Source organism: Bacillus cereus group sp. MYBK220-1 (assembly GCF_051916445.1).
GTDB lineage: Bacteria > Bacillota > Bacilli > Bacillales > Bacillaceae_G > Bacillus_A > Bacillus_A cereus.
The window spans coordinates 17,595-35,281 of record NZ_JBQAGQ010000002.1 but is presented as its reverse complement, the minus strand read 5'-3'; the positions used below and the strand labels follow the sequence as shown (position 1 = coordinate 35,281).

Here is a 17,687-nt window from a genome sequence, read left to right as displayed (position 1 = left end):
ATTAATACATTTGTAAAGGGGACAAGCGAATGAAAAAGTATGTATTTTCTTTACTTGCAGTACTAAGCTTAATTCTTGCTGGATGCGGAAGTACTGGTACAAATGACCAAAAATCTTCTGAATCAAAAAAAGAAGAACATGACCACGCATCGCACACTCAGCAAGCTGACATTCAAGAGAAAACAAAAGGAGTCGACACACTTCCGACCTTCCTAGATAAGCTTGATCCACAAATGAAAGATATCTACACCGTGGCTGGACAAAATGTAGAGCTATTAGATTGGATTCCATGCTATTGTGGTTGCGGCGAAAGTGTAGGACATAAAAATAATAAAAACTGCTTTATCCGTGAAATTAAAAAGAATGGTGAAGTTGTTTGGGATTCCCACGCAACGACTTGCGTCAATTGCCTAGAAATCGCAGTTGAATCTGCTTCCATGAAACAAAAAGGAAAATCAACGCTAGAAATTCGTAACTATATCGATAATAAATATAAAGAAGGCTATGGCAAACCAACACCTACGCCAATGCCAAAAGCTTAAAAAACGAGGAAACTCCTCGTTTTTTCTTTTCATTCACTTTTTTTCTTAACAAATTCTTTCAAGTGTATTTCTCCTTACTTATCACACACTATATATAACTCTCGGTAAGGAGGGTACACAGTGCAAACATATAACGACTATGATAAAGCTCTCTATTACACGTATTGCTGTAATTGGGATAAATTACTCGTTCTCATGGTTCAAACGAACGATCAATTATTTTCTAAGCGTATTGAGCATTTTTTACACGCTTATCAATACAGCAAGGAACTACCAGAAGTTGATAAACAATTGCAGCTCCTATTTCAATATATTGACCATGCATCCCAAAAGTCGCATGTAGAAGAAGTAGAACAAATTCAAATGTAAAATATAGCGCTATTCTCTTCCGGAGAATGGCGCTTTTTTAAAATGTTTATATCAATAAAAGTTTCTCCTTATAAAACTTTTATTGATAAACATATTTTTTCTTTCTTTTCCATACCACTTCATACTATAATTTAGTATGTAACTATTATAAGAGAGGTATAAAATATGGGACGAGAAAAAAAGCAAGAATATGCTTTACTTACCGCATGGGGAGCTTCTTTTATCGCTACACTAGGAAGTCTGTACTTTTCCGAAATCATGAAATTTGAGCCTTGTGTTCTTTGTTGGTATCAACGTATTTTTATGTATCCATTCGTTTTATGGCTTGGTATCGCTGTAGCAAAGAAAGATTATCGCATTGCAAGTTATTCTTTACCAATTGCAAGTATTGGTGCTTGTATTTCTTTATATCACTATGCAATTCAAAAAGTCGCAGCATTTTCAGCTGCTGGGGCAGCTTGTGGACGTGTACCATGTACGGGAGAATACATAAACTGGTTCGGCTTTGTGACAATCCCGTTTTTAGCACTTATCGGCTTTATTACAATCGCTGTTTGTAGCTTTATTGTCATCAAAAACAAATAAGGAGATGAAAGAATGAAAAAAATGCTTATATTTGGTGGTATTATTATCGCCTTGTTTGCGGCAATTTTCGCTGTAACACAAATGGAAGAAAAAAACGCTTCAACTAGCCAAAAAATTGATAATGCTACTGGTAGTCAAACAGATGGCCCTGACTACTACACAAATAAAATTTCTCTTTCAGATCTTCAAAAGAACTTAAAAGAGAAAAAAGAAGAAACAGTATACTTTTATCAAACATCTTGCGTTCATTGCCAAAAATTATCTCCTGTCGTAGTGCCAATGGCTAAAGACTTGAACGTTGATATGAAAGTTATGGATATTGAAAAATTAGATGTTCCTTGGGATGAATATAAAATTCAAGGTACACCAACAATCATTCATTTTAAAGATGGCAAAGAAGTGAGCCGTATTAGCGGTGAACAGCCGAAAGACAAATTAAAAGAATGGCTTGAGCAAACGAAAAAGTAACGAGAAAAGGAAACTCCTTCTACACATGAAATGGGCGTAAAATCCCACACTAATGTATAAGGAGGGGGTTTTATGCCAGAAGTAAGATGTTCTGTTTCCAACTGTTCTTTTTGGGGACAAGGTAACTTTTGTCAAGCAAGTGCGATCATCGTTCAGCCTGATGCAGATGAAACTGGTCAAACTGAAAATGATTCATATACAGCTGCTGTTTTAACAAACGAAACGCTAGAAAGTTCTGTAGCAACGAGTGTAGAGACTTGTTGTCATACATTTAAGCCTAGATATTAACAATTATTCCACCTCATATACGTGAGGTGGTTTTTTCTTTCTCTCTTCTGGTTTACGTCATCTCTAATTCTCCCTATAATAAAGTTAACATTTTTATGAATACGAAGGTGGAATACTATGGCTAAAACAATTGCAGATATCGCCAAATTGGCTGGAGTTGCAAAAAGCACAGTCTCTCGTTACTTAAACGGCGGATATGTAAGTGATAAAACAAAACTTAAAATCGAAGGTATTATTCAGGAAACAAATTTCTCTCCCAATACATTTGCTCAAAGTTTAAAAGCAAAAACAACAAATTTAATTGGTGTCATCATCCCCCGATTAGACTCCTTCGCTACAATGAAAACACTTATCGGGATCGATAAAACATTACAGGAAAATAACTATCAAATGCTTGTAGCAAATGCAAATCAAACAACCGGAACTGAAATACAAGCAATTGAAAACTTTATAAAACAAAAGGTAGCTGGCATTATTTTATTAACAAAAACATTAACGAATGAACATCAAAAAATTATGGCTAATTCAAACATCCCTATTTTATTCGTCGGGCAAGAATATAAAGATCAATATTGCCTCGTTCACGATGATTATGATGCAGCTTATGAGTTAGGGGCATACGTTTTATCGCAAGGCCATCGACATATTGCCTATTTAGGGATAGAAAAAGATGATATTTCTGTTGGAATAAATCGAAAAAATGGTTTTCAAAAAGCAATTGAAAATTTAGAACCGACTTGCAACGTTTCATATTACGAAACAACTTTCCGCATAGAAGATGCCATGAAACAAGTACAACATATTTTAGATAATAATCGCCCAACTCTTATCGTATGTGCTACAGATAACATCGCTCTTGGCGCAATGAAAGTCATTCACTCCCACTCTCTTTCTGTACCAGGTGATATTTCTGTAACAGGATTCGGTGGATATGATATTTCAGAAATGGTACACCCTAGTTTAACGACAATTGCGTTTGACTATGAGTATGCTGGAAAGCTTGCTGCCACTTCTCTTTCACAGCTTGTTGAAAACAAAACTATACCAAAAATATTACACTCTCGTTATACATTAAAAATCCAAGAAAGCGTTGACAAAATATAAAGGCGCTCTATAATAAAATTAAAACCGGTTCCACATTTTAAAAACAGGATTTTCAACATCATTTCCCTGTTTTTTATTTTAACTTTTTGCGGAACCGGTTCCACAAAAGGAAATTTATAGTAAGGGGGAATTTTTATGGATATGAAACAAATTGCAACTCAAGTAATACAGAATATTGGTGGAAAGGAAAACATTGTTCGTGCCACACATTGCGCGACTCGCCTTCGTCTTATATTAAAGGATGATACGAAAATAAACGCTGCAGAAATCGAAAACATCGATGGAGTAAAAGGTGCTTTTGCAACGACCGAGCAATATCAAATTATTTTTGGAACTGGCATAGTAAACAAAGTATATGATGAATTCTCAAAACTAATTGGAATAGCCGAACTAGATTCTACAACATCAAACGATATACCTAAGAAAAAAATGAATCCTATCGCCCGCCTAGCAAAGACACTATCTAATATTTTTGTTCCAATTATTCCAGCTATCGTCGCAAGCGGTTTACTTATGGGTCTACTCGGAATGTTGAAAGCGTTTAAATTAGTTCCTGGAGATCACTCACTTATCCAATTACTTGATATGTTCTCAAGTGCAGCTTTCATCATTTTACCTATTTTAATTGGAGTTAGTGCCGCTAAAGAATTTGGTGGAAACATTTTCTTAGGTGCAGTTGTTGGTGGTATATTAACTCACCCAAACTTAACAAATCCTTGGACTCTTTCAAATGCAAAACCCACTGTTTTACATTTCCTTGGTATGGATATTGATATGATTGGCTATCAAGGTACTGTTTTACCTATTTTATTATGTGTATATGTTATGAGTACAATTGAAAAAGAACTTCGAAAACGTGTTCCGAACTCTTTAGATTTATTAGTTACACCATTCTTAACAATTATTATAACTGGCTTTTTATCACTTATTATTATCGGACCAATTGGATATAAAATCGGTGACGGCATTACGTACCTTTTAAATACAATTTATCAATTTGCAGGACCAGTAGCTGGACTTATATTCGGTGGATTGTATTCAACAATCGTTCTTACTGGCTTACATCATAGCTTCCACGCTATTGAAGCGGGCTTACTCGCAAATAAAGATATCGGTGTCAATTTCTTACTCCCTATTTGGTCAATGGCGAACGTTGCACAGGGCGGTGCTACTTTAGCTGTCTATTTCAAAACAAAAAACAAAAAAACGAAAGAAATTGCAATTCCAGCAGCAGCTTCAGCATTTTTAGGAATTACAGAACCAGCTATTTTTGGTGTCAATTTAAAACTTGGTAAACCATTTATTGCAGCAGCTATTGGCGGCGCAATTGGAGGCGCTTACGTTGTTTGGATGCAAGTAGCGGCTAATGCATACGGTTTAACAGGTATTCCGATGCTTACAATTGTTGCACCTCTTGGCATGATGAACATGATTCACTATATAATTGGTTTCGCTATTGCAGTTATCACTGCTTTTGTTGCCACATTCATTTTATATAAAGAAAGTAAATAATAACGGGGTGAAAACCTATGTCAAAATATAAAACAATACTGCAATCTAATAAAGACGAATTACATTCTTTATATGAAATTGCAAACCAAGATTCATGGAAACCAATTTATCATATCCACCCACCATTTGGATTAATGAATGATCCTAACGGTGTATCATACTACAATGATGAATATCACGTTTTTTATCAGTGGTATCCATTTGGTCCCATTCATGGAATGAAGCATTGGGGGCATGTGAGGTCAAAAGACCTTATTAACTGGGAGCGTATGCCTGTAGCCATCATCCCTACTGAAAGCTATGAATCACACGGTGCATATTCTGGTAGTGCTATCGTAAAAGATGGCCTTCTTCATCTACTTTATACAGGGAATATAAAAAAGCCTGATGATTCCCGTGATGCAAAACAATGTATGGCAACAATGGATTCACAATATACGATGACGAAATATAGTAATAATCCTGTTATTGATATAATTCCTGACGGATATACAAAACATGTACGTGATCCAAAAGTCTGGAAACATAATGATATGTACTATATGTTACTCGGTGCCCAACGTGAAAATAAAACAGGAACTCTATTACTATACAAATCACAAGACCTATACAATTGGCATTTCCAAGGCGAAATTACAACAAACTTAAAAGAATTCGGATTTATGTGGGAATGCCCCGATTACTTCCAATTATCAGGGAAAGATGTACTTCTCTTTTCACCGCAAGGAATTGAAAAAGACGGAGAAAACTTTCACAATGTATACAATGTCGTTTATGCTATAGGCCATTTCGATATTAAAAATTTATATTTCCATGTTGATTCCTATTACGAAGCTGATAAAGGATTCGATTTTTATGCCCCTCAAACTTTAGAAGACTCTACTAGTCGTCGCCTATTGTTTGCTTGGGCAGGATCAAGTGAAATCACATATCCTTCTGATGATTATATGTGGGCTCATTGCCTAACACTTCCACGTGAATTAACATTAGAAGATAACATCTTAAAACAAAAACCAGTTTCAGAATTAACAAAACTACGAACAACAAAAAAAGACATTTCAGGAGATATAACAGCTGGATTAAATGTATTATCAACGCTTGATGATGAAGACTCCTATGAATTAATTGTTACACTTAAAACAGAAGATGCAAAGCGTTTTGGTCTTTCTCTCTTCCACAATGAGGAGGAATGTTTCCCCATTACATTTAATCGGGAACAAGGTACTATTTCTATAGACAGGGGCAACTTCTACCATCAATTTGGCGGAGAATATGGATTTGAACGCTGTAAAAAAATCAATATTCAAGATACGATAGAACTACAAATATTTGTAGATAAAAGCATCGTGGAAATTTTCTTATACGATGGTTCAACAGTCTTTACGTCCCGAGTTTTTCCCCGAAAAGACATGAAACATCATATCGCAATCTTTTCAGATGCAAAACTAAGCTTTACCATCACACAATATAAGCTGAAAAGAGGGATTGTATGAGAAATGTCTTTTGTATAGGTGAACTATTAATTGATTTTGTGTGCCGAAATACTAACGTTTCTTTAGTAAACGGTTCAGATTTCGAAAAAAAAGCTGGTGGAGCACCCGCTAACGTTGCTGCTGCGATTACAAAATTAGGTGGACACGCTACATTTATGGGGCAAGTAGGAAACGACCCATTTGGTGAGTTTCTTGAACAAACTTTACAGCGTGCGCAAGTCGATACATCCATGCTCATAAAAGATAAACAAACAACACTTGCATTCGTATCCATCGATCAAGATGGCGAACGTGATTTTACTTTTATGCGTGGTGCAGATGGTGAATATCAATTCAATAGCATTGATTTATCAAAAATACAAACGAATGATTTAATACATTTCGGTTCAGCGACAGCTTTACTATCAAGCCCATTAAAAGAAACGTATTTTCAGTTGTTACAATATGCGAAAGATAAAGGCCATTTTATTTCTTTTGATCCAAATTATCGAAGTGCACTCATTACAAATACAGAACAATTCTCTCAAGATTGTCTAACCTTTATAAAACATGCACACTTCGTAAAAGTAAGTCAAGAGGAAGCTACTATGCTCTCTAAAGAGAGTGATTTACAACAAGCTGCACTCAAATTATTAAATTATGGCGCAAAAGTAGTAGCTATTACACTTGGAAAAGACGGTACCCTTCTTGCGACAAATGAAGGTCAAACTATTGTCTCTTCTATTTCCATTCAACAAGTCGATACAACTGGTGCTGGTGATGCTTTCGTTGGAGCAATGTTATATCAGATTGCCCAAAGTGAACATACACTTTCGTATCATTTCAAAGACTTAACAGCATTTATCTCCTTTGCCAATAAAGTAGGCGCTATCACATGTACAAATTACGGTGCAATTGCCTCTCTTCCATCATTAACAGATATAAAAGCATACGATTAATCGTATGCTTTTTTTACATTCCTCTCCAAAAATCATGCATAATAAAAAAGTACAAAATAACGAGAACGGCCGTCCCGCATAGGGTAATGCGCCGATATATACTCTTCTCTCCTTCCCTCGCTTTCACAAACGCCCAAATAAATCCGAAGAACAATATTAAATCAACATATGGAACATAAAAAGAAAAGACGAGAAACGCATATAAATACACGATAAATAAACAGGTTGTTACTAAGAAAACTTTAAACGCAAATTCACTTTTCATAATATAACCGCCCCCTATCTGTACTGTATTATATTCAGCAAAATACAATAGTTGCAGTTAAACTCCAAGTATAAATAAGCTACCGTCTATAATACGGTAGCCATTACGGAACATTGTATTTCCGTTTATATATATTACTTAAAATCGAAGAAGGAATTTGCTCGTAACGAACTTTCTCTCCTGTTTCATCTATAATATACGAATTGTTTCCTATATAATATATTCCATCTTTTCGTTTTGAGTACACTGGATATCTTTCATTTGGCAATACCGTTTTCACTTTCGTTAACTGTCCATTTGGTTCTTGCCAATATATATCCGCGCGGTCTACTAGCGTAAGTACTCCAATTTGTTCTTCTTCTATTTTTCGACCATTCCAGCTCACAACGCGATAACCAAGCTTATTCGCTTCATATTCGGGGCTCGTATGAAAACGAGAAATGATTACTTTTGTTTGTAATTGTACTCGGTCATATAACCATTGTATATCCCTGTCATGCATACGAATGCAGCCATTTGATTCCCTACTTCCAATCGTCCATTCCCGGTTCGTCCCGTGAATTGCATATTCATTCTTATCTAGTCCAAGCCACCTCGTACCAAGAGGGTTATTCGGTGCACCCCCAGGTATTTTTTTTCGATGGTATTCTTTATTTTTAAATTTAGTTATAATACAAAAATTACCTTCAGGCGTAGGTGTACGATCTCTTCCAGTCGTTACTGGAAATGTTTTTGTGTAATTTCCATTTTCAAAAAAAGACAACTGGTTCGTCGTAAGATTTACTAATATTAAATGATCTGTATTAGCAAAAGCACTAACCGGTAGGATGAAAAATAATAGTATGATGAAACATAACTTTTTCAGCTATATCCCCCCTAGCGCTCCCTATAATAAGTGGAATTAACATTACTTTGCTCTTATAAATGAAAACTATCCATTTACAATAACGCCCCCATTTACATGTATCATTTGCCCAGTAACATAGGATGAATCACCAGATGCCAAGTATACGTATGCCGGCGCTAATTCATATGGTTGACCAGGTCTTTGCATCGGAACATTGCTCCCAAACTGAGAGACTTTCTTCTCATCAAAGCTCGATGGAATAAGCGGTGTCCAAATCGGGCCTGGTGCAACACCATTTACCCGAATCCCTTTTTGCACTAACGATTGAGAAAGTGATCTTGTAAAAGCTACGATTGCTCCTTTCGTTGCGGAATAATCAATTAACGTTTCATTTCCTTCATATGCAACGATAGATGCCGTATTTATAATGACATCCCCTTTCTTCAAATGAGAAAGGGCTGCTTTCGTAACGTGAAAATAAGAAAAAATATTAATACGAAATGTTTTTTCTAGCTGTTCTGCTGTAATATACTCTAGCCCTTGCTGCGGATATTGCTGTGCAACGTTATTAACTAAAATATTTAAACTACCTAACTGCCGGGCGGTCTCTTCCACAATATCTTTACAATGCTGTTCATTACTCAAATCCCCCGGCAACAATACACACTTTACACCTTCTTTTTCAACACGTTGTTTCGTCTCATTTGCATCTTCTTCCTCATCTAAATAAGCAATCGCAACATTTGCTCCCTCTTTTGCAAAAGCGATGGAAACTGCTCGTCCAATTCCGCTATCCCCTCCCGTAATTAACACATTCTTCCCTTTTAACTTTTCACTTCCTTTATAGTTTGCATCTTCAAACTGCGGAAGGGGGCTCATTAATGATTCAATACCTGGCTGCTTATTTTGATGTTGCGCAGGCATTGTTATAAAGTTTTTTTGTTGTGGCATAGCTTCTTTCAACTCCTTTTCCTTAGCATGTGCACAATAAAAAGCTGAAATTCACACATCGTTTTACGATTAATATTCGAATTTAAGACACAAAATATGAATTGTTATAAACTTTTTATGCAAAACTATTGCAAAATAGATAAAAAACGAATATTATATATAACTGTTGTGAAAATTATTCGTAAACAGAAAGGATGTTTATATGTTTAACCTTTCAAAACATAAAACTTCTATTAAAACTGAAATTATGGCAGGTATTATTACCTTCTTAACAATGGCATATATCATTGTCGTAAACCCTGTTATCCTTGGAGATGCAGGTGTTCCATTTGAACAAGCATTTACAGCAACAATTATTGCTGCTGTTGTCGGAACATTATTTATGGCAATCTTTACAAACTTACCAATCGCAATCGCGCCAGGTATGGGATTAAATGCTTACTTCTCTTACTCTGTTGTAAAAGCGCATGAAGGCATGACTTTCGCAATTGCATTCTCTGCTGTATTCGTAGCAGGTATGATTTTAATTTTGCTATCATTTACATCTTTCCGTACAAAATTAATGGAAGCAATTCCTGAAAACTTAAAACATGCAATTACTGCTGGTATCGGGCTATTTATCGCCTTTATCGGTTTACGTTTAACAGGTATCGTTACAAAAAATGATGCAAACTTAGTTGGACTTGGTGATCTTCACTCTGCTCCAGTACTACTAGCATTAGCTGGACTTGGAATTACAATTGTCCTTATGTCTTTAAATGTAAATGGCGCACTATTTATCGGGATGTTATTAACTGGTATTATCGCTTTCTTCACAGGACAATTAACATTCTCAAACGGTGTTACATCAATGCCTGGATTACCAGAAGGAATTATCGTTTCAAATCCAATTACTGCTGTATCTGACGTAATTAACTACGGATTATACGGCGTTGTATTCTCATTCTTCCTTGTTACACTATTCGATACAACAGGTACATTACTTGGCGTTGCACAACAAGGTGGATTTATGAAGGACGGAAAGCTTCCAAAAGCAGGACGAGCTCTTCTATCTGACTCATTCTCAGCAACTATTGGTTCTATGTTCGGAACGACACCATCAACAGCTTACATTGAATCATCTGCTGGTGTTGCAGCTGGTGGTCGTACTGGTTTAACAACTGTTACAGTAGCTGTTCTATTCGCATTAGCAGCATTCTTCGGACCATTAGTAAGTGCTGTTTCTGGTGTATCAGCTATTACTGCTCCATCATTAATTATCGTTGGTAGTCTTATGATGGGTTCAGTTCGCCACATCGATTGGGACGCATTTGATGAAGCATTCCCAGCATTTTTAGTAATCTTAAGCATGCCACTTACATCAAGTATCGCAACAGGTATCGCACTTGGATTTATTTCATACCCACTTATGAAAGTGGCAAAAGGTAAATTCCGTGCTGTTCACCCACTTGTGTATGTATTTGGAATTTTGTTTGCTTATCAATTGATATTCTTACCACATTAAAATCCCTCATAAAGAGGGATTTTTTTATACATAAAAAGTAGAGCATCGAAATTCGATGCTCTATTTTCCTTTTTTAAAAGCAATATAAAAAGGCTACAGAGAAATTCTTCTCCGCAGCCTAATATTTATTTTTGCAAGAACGCCTGCAAATCTGCAAACTGTCTCTTTGCATCTTCATAGCCTTGCTCATATAGATTTTGTAGTTTTGCTGTATCTTTTTCCATACGATCTACTTGAAGCGGTACTTCTGGACGAATAACAAATAAATTCCCAGCTTGTTCTTCTTTTTCAATATAGTGAAGTGTTTCATTATACACTTCATAACGATTTAGCATCGTGTTCACAAGGTTCGGATATTTTTTATAAGCTTTCGCAGCAATCCACCCAAATCTTGATTTTTTCTTTGCGTAACCATGATTTCTCGTTAAAATTACGACTGATTTTTTAAATCCATCTTCCTGTGCTTTACGAACTGGAATTGGATCAGAAATCCCGCCATCTAACAGTTGCTTACCACGATAATTTACTACTGGTGCAATGAAAGGCAATGAACTAGACGCTTGTAATAAATTTAGTGCATCATCATTCGTTCCTTCTTTTTCAAAATAAACAGACTGTCCTGTTTCACAATCCGTCGTTCCTACAAGGAAACGTTCTGGGCTATTAAAGTATGTTTCAAAATCAAACGGCACATGCTTTTCTGGAATTTCATGAAAAATGAAATCCATATCAAATAGCTGACGTTTTCTCCATAAATTTTTATACGATAAATATTTCGGATGTGATGCATAATCAATATTGACCGTTTTATTTCTATTTCTTTGTCTGGAAAGATACGACGCTGCATGACAAGCACCAGCTGATACACCGATTACATATGGAAAATATAAATCTTGTTCCATAAAGTATTCTAATATCCCGCCCGTGTATACACCACGCATACCGCCGCCTTCTAATACTAACCCCGTATTTTCAAGCATGTTACTCTCTCCTCTATATATATTGACTCTTTAATTATTCACCATGTTAAGTATCTTTTTCTATTATATATGAGTTCTTTCAGAAATTATATTTAAAAGTCTTGAGAAAAAGGAGTTTTTTCTTCCAATTATATTTCCAAATGACCGGAGACATCCTTTATAAACCTTTGAATAAAGTCTTGCTCTTCTTTCGTATATCCATCTAAAAGTAACAACCACTTTTCTTCAGCTTGCTTATGCAATTTTTCATGAGCTTTATATATTTCATTCCCACTCTCCGTTAAGCTGAAGAAGATTTCTTTTTGATTATCTAACATTTGCATCTTCTCAACGAATTGCTTTTGAAACAACTTTGTACAAATTTTAGAGATTGCTCCCTTCGTCATGCCCATTTCTGTCGTAATTGCCGTTACATTCATCAAACCATTTTTTCCGATACATTCGATTACATGTAACTCAGATAAAGACATACTACTTACGCCTGTCTCACGAAGAAACTTCTCATTTTGTCGTTTTAAATGTTCTTCTTTTTTATGCAAAAGTGTACGAATGTCCGAAAGTATTTCCATTTGCTTCGTTGCATGCTTCAATCCGTTCGCCTCCTAAGTTTCCAAAGAAACAATTTAACTATATACCATTTTAAAACCATTTTTTCATCTTTACAAGTAAGAAAATCATGTTAAAATAAATTTAGTTTCCAAGGAAACTAATTCACAAGGAGGTTAACATGATGAAAAACTCTAAACTAACTTTTATTTTATATGTTGTCTGTATTAGTGCCTTATTCGGTTCCTTCGCGCAAAATATTTACACACCTATCTTACCGATGATTCAAAATTCTTTTCACACTTCTCTTTATCTTGTAAATATAACCGTTTCACTTTTCACATTCGTTCTTGCAATTATGCAGCTCGTATATGGACCTTTAATTGATACAAAAGGAAGAAAATCTGTCCTTATTCCTAGTTTGGTCATTAGTACAATTGGTTCAATCGGATGTGCTTTTTCGGCAAACATTTATTTATTTCTCTTTTTTAGAGCTGTTCAAGCTATAGGAATAGCGGCTATACCTGTAGTTTCAGCAACGATTATCGGCGATTTATTTGAAGGAAAAGAACGCGGAGAAGCGATGAGCCTATACCAAATGTTACTTGCCCTCGCACCTGCAATGGCTCCTCTCATAGGTGGTTATCTTGGCAGTATACATGGTCACTTATCTGTATTTCTCTTTTTATCTACACTTGGCATTATCTTATTAATTATAAACATTTCACTACTCCCAGAAACAAAGCCAAATATAATTAAACAATCTAAAGCACAAAAGAATTACTCTCTTATCTTAAAAAATAAAACTGGATTTTCTATTACTCTTATTGGCTTCATTCAATTTTGTATTTACTTTTGCTTTCTCGTTTTTTTACCGAGTATTTTAACAAATTCATTTCATTTAACTGTAAATAAAATTGGTCTTATGTTTGTACCAATGTCTCTTTCTATCATGCTAGGAAGTTTTTGCTACAAATTTTTGCAAAAACGCCTCACAACAAAGCAAGCTTTATTTATTACGAGTTTCTTCAATATTATATGTGTCGTTTTATTCTCTTTCACATATAACATCAATATCCCATTTATCATTATCGTTACATCTTTGTACGGTTTTAGTATGGGACTTTCTATGCCAACTCACACCACTTTATTAACAGAAGAATTCGTACAAGAACGCGCAACAGCTATCGGTATGTACAACTTCATCCGCTATCTTGGTATGGGCACAGGGCCACTTATAGGTGGATTTCTTTTATTTAACCAAAATTACTTTTGGATTTTCTTCCTAGGCGCAATTATGTTTTTACTTGTAATCTTATATGCAATGAAAATGCTAAGTTTTCATTCTGTACAAAAAGCAAAATAGAGCCCCAAAAAAGGTCGGCTCTATTTATCCTCTTTGATCCGCAACAATATGAATATCAATATACTTTGTTTGTCTCATAATTTCATTTACAATAGAACCTTTTCGAATTTCTTCCCACCGCGTTCTCGCTGATTGCCCAAGTAAAATTTGTGTTACTTGCAATCTTTTCGCGACTTCAATAATAACATCCGCTGGCTTTCTTCCCTTTGCTTCTTCTAATACAAAACTTGCATCAAATTGATTCGTGAGCGCCTTCCACTCTTCGATCGTCTGCTTTTTTCCAGCTGAAATAGAATCTATATTTTCCCTCTCAACGTTTAATACGTACAATTCAGCATTTAACCGATCAGCCATGCGCCATCCCCGTCGTATTAATTTCTCCGCTGTTGAACTGTATTGTACACAAACGAGAATTTTTTCTTTTACGCCAATCGGTTCTATTACTGTTTGGCTAATTTTCTCGTCCATATCATCCGCAACTTCTCGAAGTGATAATTCCCTAAGTGCTCCTAAATTATTAAGTGTAAAGAAGTTTTGTAAGCTTTGCTGAATTTTTTCTTCTTTATATATCTTTCCGTCTATTAGTCTCTTCCTTAATACCTCGGGCGTTGCATCAACGAGCTGAATTTCATTTGCTTTTTGTAAAATAAAATCTGGAATTCGTTCTCTTACTTTTACATTCGTAATTTGAGCTACAATATCATGAACACTTTCTAAATGTTGAATATTAAAAGCTGATAATACCGATATACCAGCCTCTAACAATTCCTGCACATCCATATAACGTTTCTTATGTTTAGAACCAGGAACATTACTATGCGCAAGTTCATCCACTACAACTACTTGCGGCGCGCGTTTTTTTATTCCTTCCACATCAAGCTCATAAAATACCTTTCCTTTATACTGTATTTCTTTCAAAGGAACTTTTTCTAAATCAGCAATTGCTTCTTCCGTCTCTTTTCTTCCATGCGTTTCAATTAAACCAATTACAATATCAATTCCATCTTTTTTCATTTCCCTTGCATCAAAGAGCATTTTATAACTTTTTCCTACGCCTGGAGCTGCTCCTACATATAGCTTTAACTTTCCGCGATTTTGCTGACGAATATATTCTAAATATTCCTCTGGCGTTCGCCTTTGAAACTTCGGTTCATAATCATCTGCATACAAAATAAACACTACCTTTCATTCGAAACAACGCTACCTCAATCCATTAGATTGAGGTAGCACTGTTACTATTTCATTAATTTCTGTAATGCCAAATTTAGCTTTAAGACGTTTACGCGGGTCTCTCCAAATAAACCAAGCGCAGCACCTTCTGTTTGATCTTTAATCAATTGATTAAGTTTTTCTTTCGGAATATTCGTTAATTTCGAGATGCGATCCACCTGCACCGAGGCCGCCTTTGGACTAATATCAGGATCAAGCCCTGAACCTGAATTTGTCACTAAATCTATTGGTATTTCTGTAACCGAAACAGCTGGATTTTTTTCCTTCCAGTCCGCAATACTTTTCTCTACTCGCTTTGCTAAATCTGGATTAGATGGTGCATAGTTATTTGAACCAGATGCTTCAGCCTTATATTCAATACTAGAAACACGCCCTTGAAAATAACGTGGATTCGTGAAGTTTTGACCAATTAATTTAGAACCAATCACTTCATTTTTATCATTATATATTAGACTTCCATCCGCGTTATCCTTCATTACTGCTTGTGCAATACCAGTAACAATAAGTGGGTATACAAGTCCACACAACACTAGAAATGTAAAAGTAATACGGATAATTGGTGATAGTATACTTTGTTTCTTCTCCATCTTTTTCCCCTCTTCCTTATATAAACAAGCCGACAATCATATCAATTACCTTAATTCCAATGAACGGAACGATAACTCCGCCAAGCCCATAAATAAGTAAGTTTCGGCTAAGCAATGCATTAGAACTCATCGGTTTATATGCAATACCTTTCATCGCTAACGGAATGAGTAATGGAATAATAACAGCGTTAAATATTAATGCTGATAAAATTGCTGACAGTGGTGATGTTAGTTTCATAATGTTTAATGCTTCCATTTGCGGAATCGCAAGTGTAAACATTGCTGGAATGATTGCAAAATATTTCGCTATATCATTCGCAATACTAAACGTCGTTAAAGCACCTCGCGTCATTAACAATTGCTTACCGATTCCTACAACCTCAATAATTTTCGTTGGATTCGAGTCTAGATCAATCATGTTTGCCGCTTCTTTTGCTGCTGTCGTACCACTGTTCATCGCTAATCCAACGTCCGCCTGTGCTAATGCTGGAGCATCATTTGTACCATCACCTGTCATCGCTACAAGTTTCCCTTTATCTTGCTCTGCTTTAATAACAGCAATTTTATCTTCCGGTTTACACTCGGCAACGAATTCATCTACTCCAGCTTCTTTTGCAATCGTTGCTGCTGTTAACGGATTATCACCTGTACACATAACCGTTTTAATCCCCATTTGGCGCAACTGTTCAAAACGATCACGCATACCCGGTTTTACTGTATCCTTTAAATAAATTAAGCCATAAATACGATTATCTACTGCAACTACAAGTGGTGTTCCGCCCTCTTTTGAAATTAAGTCTGCTTTTTGATTTACATCTTTCGGAATTGTTCCGCCTTGTGACTCAACCCATTCAATAACGGCACCTACAGCACCTTTTCTCACTTTCGTTCCGTCTTGTAAATCAACACCACTCATTCTCGTTTCTGCTTTAAACGGAACAAACTCACCTTGTTCTGCAAGTTCTCTATTATATGATATAGATTTTCCCTGCACATACTCGATAACAGATCGACCTTCTGGTGTTTCATCTAAAACAGAACTAATAGCGGCCCACTTTCCAACTTGCTCAATCGTTTCATTTCCTACAGGTAATAATGTATGAGCCATTCGGTTCCCAAAAGTAATTGTACCTGTTTTATCTAAAATAATTGTATTAATATCGCCAGCAGCTTCTACTGCTTTCCCTGACATCGCTAACACGTTAAATTTTGTTACCCGGTCCATCCCAGCAATACCAATCGCTGATAGCAAACCACCAATTGTCGTTGGAATTAAACATACTAACAATGCTACGAGTACAGCTGTATCAATTTGAAAGCCTAAATAATTTGTAAAAATCGGCAACGTCACAACGACGATCAAGAAAATAAGAGTTAAGCTCGTTAATACTGTATTTAAAGCAATCTCATTCGGCGTTTTTTGACGAGCAGCTCCTTCTACTAAAGAAATCATTTTATCGATAAATGATTCACCAGGATTACTCGTAATGACAATTGTAATTTCATCACTTACGACCATCGTTCCACCTGTTACGGAACAAAAATCACCGCCTGCTTCTTTTATAACAGGAGCTGATTCACCTGTAATTGCAGATTCATCTACAGATGCTAATCCTTTGATTACTTCGCCATCACTTGGAATCATTTCTCCTTGTTTTACGATAACAACGTCACCTTTTCTAAGATCAGTTGCTGAAACTTGGACAATGTCTCCATTTTCTTTTACTACATTTGCAAACACATCTTTCTTCGACTGCTTTAAAGAATCGGCTTGCGCTTTACCACGACCTTCTGCTAATGCTTCTGCAAAATTCGCAAATAAAACTGTAAATAATAGAATGAGAGAAACTGTTATATTAAACCATCCTGGTATACTACTAGAACTGCTTGGAAGAAAAGATAAAATGAACGTAATGATAAATCCAATTTCCACAACGAACATAATCGGATTCTTTATCATGACCTTCGGATTCAATTTCGCAACGGATTGCTTCATCGCATGTGTTACGATATCACGATCCATCGTTTTCGCTTGTCTAACTTCATCTTCTACAGCATGTATTTGGGACTCATTTAATTGTTTTTCTTTTACTACTACCGGTCTCATCATTT

The 17,687-nt window shown here is 35.8% G+C and carries 19 protein-coding genes; 11 read left to right on the top strand and 8 right to left on the bottom strand.

Annotated features, from left to right (window positions below; all coding sequences use genetic code 11):
* The first annotated feature begins 29 nt into the window (after positions 1-29).
* From ACTFRU_RS07050 to ACTFRU_RS07010, 9 genes are all read left to right on the top strand, one after another.
* On the top strand, positions 30-542 hold the full coding sequence (locus ACTFRU_RS07050) for a PCYCGC domain-containing protein (protein WP_000761027.1): 513 nt from the start codon (positions 30-32) through the stop codon (positions 540-542).
* A 120-nt stretch (positions 543-662) separates the two neighbouring features.
* Positions 663-911: a YhdB family protein gene (locus tag ACTFRU_RS07045; protein WP_001195459.1), complete on the top strand. Its 249-nt coding sequence runs from the start codon at positions 663-665 to the stop codon at positions 909-911.
* A 165-nt stretch (positions 912-1,076) separates the two neighbouring features.
* Positions 1,077-1,496: a disulfide formation protein C gene (locus ACTFRU_RS07040; protein WP_000532263.1), complete on the top strand. Its 420-nt coding sequence runs from the start codon at positions 1,077-1,079 to the stop codon at positions 1,494-1,496.
* A gap of 12 nt (positions 1,497-1,508) precedes the next feature.
* On the top strand, positions 1,509-1,964 hold the full coding sequence (locus tag ACTFRU_RS07035) for a thioredoxin family protein (RefSeq protein ID WP_000738436.1): 456 nt from the start codon (positions 1,509-1,511) through the stop codon (positions 1,962-1,964).
* Between the two features lie 72 nt (positions 1,965-2,036).
* On the top strand, positions 2,037-2,252 hold the full coding sequence (locus tag ACTFRU_RS07030) for a DUF1540 domain-containing protein (protein WP_001115482.1): 216 nt from the start codon (positions 2,037-2,039) through the stop codon (positions 2,250-2,252).
* 117 nt (positions 2,253-2,369) lie between these two features.
* Positions 2,370-3,356 (top strand): LacI family DNA-binding transcriptional regulator, encoded by a 987-nt coding sequence (locus ACTFRU_RS07025; RefSeq protein ID WP_001140402.1) that lies wholly within the window; start codon positions 2,370-2,372, stop codon positions 3,354-3,356.
* Between the two features lie 135 nt (positions 3,357-3,491).
* Positions 3,492-4,868 carry a sucrose-specific PTS transporter subunit IIBC gene (locus ACTFRU_RS07020; protein WP_000367318.1) on the top strand — a complete coding sequence of 459 codons (1,377 nt, stop codon included), beginning with the start codon at positions 3,492-3,494 and terminating at the stop codon, positions 4,866-4,868.
* A gap of 17 nt (positions 4,869-4,885) precedes the next feature.
* Entirely contained in the window at positions 4,886-6,361 is a 1,476-nt protein-coding gene (gene scrB, locus ACTFRU_RS07015; protein WP_000049751.1) for a beta-fructofuranosidase, read from the top strand.
* Positions 6,358-7,299, top strand: a complete 942-nt coding sequence (locus tag ACTFRU_RS07010; RefSeq protein ID WP_001246640.1) for a carbohydrate kinase family protein — start codon at positions 6,358-6,360, stop codon at positions 7,297-7,299. Before scrB ends, ACTFRU_RS07010 begins: the two co-directional genes overlap by 4 nt.
* Positions 7,300-7,312: 13 nt before the next feature.
* On the opposite strand, the gene ACTFRU_RS07005 is transcribed toward ACTFRU_RS07010, so the two are convergent.
* The 3 genes from ACTFRU_RS07005 to ACTFRU_RS06995 all read right to left on the bottom strand — a co-directional run bounded on the left by ACTFRU_RS07005 (position 7,313) and on the right by ACTFRU_RS06995 (position 9,362).
* On the bottom strand, positions 7,313-7,564 hold the full coding sequence (locus ACTFRU_RS07005; RefSeq protein WP_000834195.1) for a hypothetical protein: 252 nt from the start codon (positions 7,562-7,564) through the stop codon (positions 7,313-7,315).
* A gap of 103 nt (positions 7,565-7,667) precedes the next feature.
* A complete protein-coding gene (locus ACTFRU_RS07000) occupies positions 7,668-8,429 on the bottom strand; it encodes a L,D-transpeptidase (protein ID WP_025709928.1) in 762 nt (253 codons plus the stop codon).
* A 66-nt stretch (positions 8,430-8,495) separates the two neighbouring features.
* Complete coding sequence (locus tag ACTFRU_RS06995) at positions 8,496-9,362, bottom strand: SDR family oxidoreductase (RefSeq protein ID WP_001136261.1); 867 nt, start codon at positions 9,360-9,362, stop codon at positions 8,496-8,498.
* Positions 9,363-9,564: 202 nt separating this feature from the next.
* Here ACTFRU_RS06995 and ACTFRU_RS06990 point away from each other — a divergent pair, with 202 nt between their 5' ends.
* On the top strand, positions 9,565-10,866 hold the full coding sequence (locus ACTFRU_RS06990; RefSeq protein ID WP_000482715.1) for an NCS2 family permease: 1,302 nt from the start codon (positions 9,565-9,567) through the stop codon (positions 10,864-10,866).
* Between the two features lie 125 nt (positions 10,867-10,991).
* Here the strand turns inward: ACTFRU_RS06990 and ACTFRU_RS06985 are convergent, their stop codons facing one another.
* A complete protein-coding gene (locus ACTFRU_RS06985) occupies positions 10,992-11,846 on the bottom strand; it encodes a patatin-like phospholipase family protein (RefSeq protein ID WP_000892679.1) in 855 nt (284 codons plus the stop codon).
* A gap of 128 nt (positions 11,847-11,974) precedes the next feature.
* A complete protein-coding gene (locus ACTFRU_RS06980) occupies positions 11,975-12,436 on the bottom strand; it encodes a MarR family transcriptional regulator (protein WP_000679681.1) in 462 nt (153 codons plus the stop codon).
* 140 nt (positions 12,437-12,576) lie between these two features.
* Between ACTFRU_RS06980 and ACTFRU_RS06975 the strand changes: the two genes are divergently transcribed.
* Positions 12,577-13,758 (top strand): MFS transporter, encoded by a 1,182-nt coding sequence (locus ACTFRU_RS06975; RefSeq protein WP_440037551.1) that lies wholly within the window; start codon positions 12,577-12,579, stop codon positions 13,756-13,758.
* Positions 13,759-13,782: 24 nt separating this feature from the next.
* On the opposite strand, the gene kdpDN is transcribed toward ACTFRU_RS06975, so the two are convergent.
* From kdpDN to kdpB, 3 genes are read right to left on the bottom strand one after another with little or no spacing between them, the layout of a single operon-like run.
* Positions 13,783-14,937, bottom strand: coding sequence for a KdpD-like non-kinase potassium sensor (kdpDN, locus tag ACTFRU_RS06970; protein WP_074619043.1), 1,155 nt, complete (start codon positions 14,935-14,937; stop codon positions 13,783-13,785).
* A 56-nt stretch (positions 14,938-14,993) separates the two neighbouring features.
* The gene (kdpC, locus tag ACTFRU_RS06965) at positions 14,994-15,575 is read right to left on the bottom strand and encodes a K(+)-transporting ATPase subunit C (RefSeq protein WP_197323490.1); all 582 of its coding nucleotides are present in this window, start codon (positions 15,573-15,575) and stop codon (positions 14,994-14,996) included.
* Positions 15,576-15,591: 16 nt separating this feature from the next.
* Complete coding sequence (kdpB, locus tag ACTFRU_RS06960) at positions 15,592-17,682, bottom strand: potassium-transporting ATPase subunit KdpB (RefSeq protein WP_001248002.1); 2,091 nt, start codon at positions 17,680-17,682, stop codon at positions 15,592-15,594.
* Between the last annotated feature and the right edge of the window lie 5 nt (positions 17,683-17,687).

Bases quoted from the DNA above. Each gene is read 5' to 3' on its own strand.
- ACTFRU_RS07040 (WP_000532263.1), top strand. From the start codon at position 1,077: ATGGGACGAGAAAAAAAGCAAGAATATGCTTTACTTACCGCATGGGGA.
- ACTFRU_RS07020 (WP_000367318.1), top strand. From the start codon at position 3,492: ATGGATATGAAACAAATTGCAACTCAAGTAATACAGAATATTGGTGGA.
- ACTFRU_RS07050 (WP_000761027.1), top strand. From the start codon at position 30: ATGAAAAAGTATGTATTTTCTTTACTTGCAGTACTAAGCTTAATTCTT.
- kdpC (WP_197323490.1), bottom strand. From the start codon at position 15,575: ATGGAGAAGAAACAAAGTATACTATCACCAATTATCCGTATTACTTTT.
- kdpB (WP_001248002.1), bottom strand. From the start codon at position 17,682: ATGAGACCGGTAGTAGTAAAAGAAAAACAATTAAATGAGTCCCAAATA.
- ACTFRU_RS07010 (WP_001246640.1), top strand. From the start codon at position 6,358: ATGAGAAATGTCTTTTGTATAGGTGAACTATTAATTGATTTTGTGTGC.
- ACTFRU_RS07005 (WP_000834195.1), bottom strand. From the start codon at position 7,564: ATGAAAAGTGAATTTGCGTTTAAAGTTTTCTTAGTAACAACCTGTTTA.
- ACTFRU_RS07025 (WP_001140402.1), top strand. From the start codon at position 2,370: ATGGCTAAAACAATTGCAGATATCGCCAAATTGGCTGGAGTTGCAAAA.
- ACTFRU_RS07030 (WP_001115482.1), top strand. From the start codon at position 2,037: ATGCCAGAAGTAAGATGTTCTGTTTCCAACTGTTCTTTTTGGGGACAA.
- scrB (WP_000049751.1), top strand. From the start codon at position 4,886: ATGTCAAAATATAAAACAATACTGCAATCTAATAAAGACGAATTACAT.
- ACTFRU_RS06995 (WP_001136261.1), bottom strand. From the start codon at position 9,362: ATGCCACAACAAAAAAACTTTATAACAATGCCTGCGCAACATCAAAAT.
- ACTFRU_RS06990 (WP_000482715.1), top strand. From the start codon at position 9,565: ATGTTTAACCTTTCAAAACATAAAACTTCTATTAAAACTGAAATTATG.
- ACTFRU_RS06975 (WP_440037551.1), top strand. From the start codon at position 12,577: ATGAAAAACTCTAAACTAACTTTTATTTTATATGTTGTCTGTATTAGT.
- ACTFRU_RS06985 (WP_000892679.1), bottom strand. From the start codon at position 11,846: ATGCTTGAAAATACGGGGTTAGTATTAGAAGGCGGCGGTATGCGTGGT.
- ACTFRU_RS07035 (WP_000738436.1), top strand. From the start codon at position 1,509: ATGAAAAAAATGCTTATATTTGGTGGTATTATTATCGCCTTGTTTGCG.